The following is a 2712-nucleotide window of genomic DNA, read 5'->3' on the forward strand; positions in this document are numbered from 1 at the left end:
GGAGATCGAGAGCAAGCTGGGCTTTTTCACCACCGAGCCCTACACCCCGCCCAAAGAGGAGAGTGGCGAAGAACAATAAAAAACAGGGAGTGTCCCCGTGAACTGAACTGCACCCCATTTGTTAGACAGTATATCATACTGTCTAACAAATGGGGTGCAGTTCAGCCCGGGGAGAGCTCCTTCTTTTCTTTTGTGCGGGGTGTTACTGTCTGCCCCGGTTGTAAACGCTCTGCTGCTCCACCCGCAGCACCACGCGGCCCACAAACAGGGTGAGCAGGATCTCCACCGGCAGCAGCACCAGATTTTTGCCGATGCGCAGCGGCAGGGTGGCCAGCTGAAAATTCTGGCCATAATACAGATAGAGCCAGAAGCTGTTCAAGAAGATATTCAGCAGAATGTTGATGCTCAGCTTGGCGGCCAGCACCCGGTGCCAGCGCAGGGGCTGGCGGTAGAGGGCCAGACCCCAGATCATTCCGGCAAGAATGGCGGTAAGGGTAAAGCCGGGGAAATAAGCACCGCCGCCGTTGTTCACCACCCAGCCCAGAAAATCGCTGGCGGCTCCGGCGGTCATGGCCACCGCGGGGCCGAACAGCATGCCGGCCATGGCGCTGGTCAGAAAGCCGAAACCAATGCGCAGCTGAGGGGTGAGCTGCAGCCGGATGTTCAGGGCATCCAGCGTGATGTTCAGCGCGATGAGCAGTGCCACCACCGCCAGGGTACGGGGCTGGTGGAACCGGGCGGCGGAATCCTGAAAGAGCTGTTTGATTTTGGACATGAAAAAACCTCCTTTTGATGCGAATGCCGCACAAAAGGAGGTGAGAATACAAAAAAGGACACAGCGCGGCAAGGGCACTGCGCCCCGCATTTGCCTGCACACGCTTCGTTTATGCAGCAGCGGGATGCAAAGCCTGTACCGCGAAGCGGAGTGCTTCTTCGTCCGGCCCGCAACTCCCCGTCGGGCTGGCACTTGACGCACAGGCTTTTACTCTGCACGCTCCATTATAGACCCGCCGCAAAGAGAAAACAAGCCCCGAAAACCAATTTTAAAGTCAGTCTTTCTGGCTTGCGGCCTTGTTTACCACCAGGATGCCTGCGCAGATCAACGCCAGCGCCGCCAGCCCCTGGGGGCGGAAGGCTGCAGCGCCCTCGCCCAGCAGCAGGGCGCTGAGCAGCACGCCGAACACCGGGTTCATAAAGCCGAACACCGAGATCCGGGCCACCGGGTTATGGGCCAGCAGCACCGACCACAGGGAGTAGGCCACCGCGGACAGAAAGCCCATGTAGACCAGCAGCGCTGCCGAAGCCGGGGTGGGTGCGGCCAGCCGCCCGCCCAGCACGAGGCCCAGCAGGGTCATGACCACACCGCCGAACAGAAACTGCCAGCCGCAGAGCACGAAGGTGTCCTCACTTTGGGAGTAGCGCTTCACCAGCACGCTGGAAAAGGCGTAGGCAATGGCGGCGATGAGCACCAGGCCGTCGCCCAGCAGACCGCCCTGTCCGCCGGAGGAGCTGCTCAGATTGATGAGCGCCACCCCTACAAAGCCCACGGCACAGCCGATCAGCTTTTGGGCGGTGAGAGCCTCATAGCGGAACACCAGTGTGGCCAGCAAAATGCAGAAAAAGGTGTTGGTGGCGGTGATGATGGCTGCGTTCACCCCGCTGGTGTTGGCCACACCGGCGTAATAAAACACATATTGCAGAATGGTCTGCACGCAGCCCAGCTTGAGTACCATGGGCAGAGTGGCTTTGCTGGGGGCCGCCAGACGGCGGGCACGAATGCTGGCAAAAACAATGACCATCAGCCCGGCGATGGTAAAACGAATTCCGGCGAACACCAGCTGGCCGGGGATATCGTTGGAGGCAAGCTGGAACAGCTGGCAGCCGATCTTGATGCAGGGGGCGGCGCTGCCCCACAGAAAGCAGGGGATCAGGGCCAGCGCGGCAGCCACTGCGGGGCGGGAAAGGAACGAAGACTCTTTCATAAATACAATACACCTTTCAGGGTTTGAAATATCCACTGGAAAAGTATAAAATGTTATCAGGAAAAAGTAAAGCCGTCTGCCCCCTGCCGGGGCAGCTGCGGCGGGCCTTTGCAAAAAGGCCGGAAAGGAATAAGACTATGGCAGTTTGCAAATTCAGCGAGATGGAATATACCCGTCCGGATGTGCAGCGGGTGACCGAGGCCTACCGGCAGCTCACCGCCCGGGCCGAAAAAGCAGAAAGCGGCCGGGAACTGGCGGACATCTTTAAAGAGCACACCAAGCTGGACGATGAATTCAGCACGGCGGCGCGCCTGGCGCAGATCCGTCACACGCTGGACACCCGGGATGAATTCTATGATGTGGAAAATGACTTCTTTGACCGGGAGACTCCCGGTGTGGGCAACGCTCAGCTGGCGCTGTACCGGGCACTGCTGGCCAGCCCCCACAAGGAAGGCCTTGCGGTGGAGTACGGCGAGATCCTGCTGCAGAAGATGGAGGTTGCTGCCGCCAGCGCCAGCGAGGAAGTGCTGGAGCTGATGCAGCAGGAGAACGCTCTGGCCAGCCGCTACCAGAAGTTGTATGCGGGCGGTCAGGTGCAGTTCGACGGCAAGAGCCTGACTCTGCCCGAGATGGGCCCCTACAAGCAGAGCCTGGACCGGGCGGTGCGCAAGGCGGCCTTTGAGGCGGATGGCCGCTTCTTTGATGACAACCGGGAAGAGCTGGACGAGAT

At 59.9% G+C, this 2712-nt stretch carries 2 protein-coding genes, 1 pseudogene and 1 riboswitch; of the genes and pseudogenes, 1 reads left to right on the top strand and 2 read right to left on the bottom strand.

Features of this window, described 5'->3' with window-relative positions:
* Positions 1-202 precede the first annotated feature (202 nt).
* Entirely contained in the window at positions 203-775 is a 573-nt protein-coding gene (locus J7G73_RS12725) for a folate family ECF transporter S component (protein ID WP_291246538.1), read from the bottom strand.
* Between the two features lie 115 nt (positions 776-890).
* Positions 891-992, bottom strand: a riboswitch (THF riboswitch).
* Positions 993-1049: 57 nt separating this feature from the next.
* Positions 1050-1982 (bottom strand): DMT family transporter, encoded by a 933-nt coding sequence (locus J7G73_RS12730; protein WP_291246539.1) that lies wholly within the window; start codon positions 1980-1982, stop codon positions 1050-1052.
* A gap of 137 nt (positions 1983-2119) precedes the next feature.
* On the opposite strand from J7G73_RS12730, the pseudogene J7G73_RS12735 reads away from it, so the two are divergent.
* A pseudogene (locus J7G73_RS12735) lies at positions 2120-2712 on the top strand (M3 family oligoendopeptidase); the annotation flags it as partial.

The sequence above is a fragment of the Allofournierella sp. genome, assembly GCF_017889395.1.
Lineage (GTDB): Bacteria > Bacillota > Clostridia > Oscillospirales > Ruminococcaceae > Allofournierella.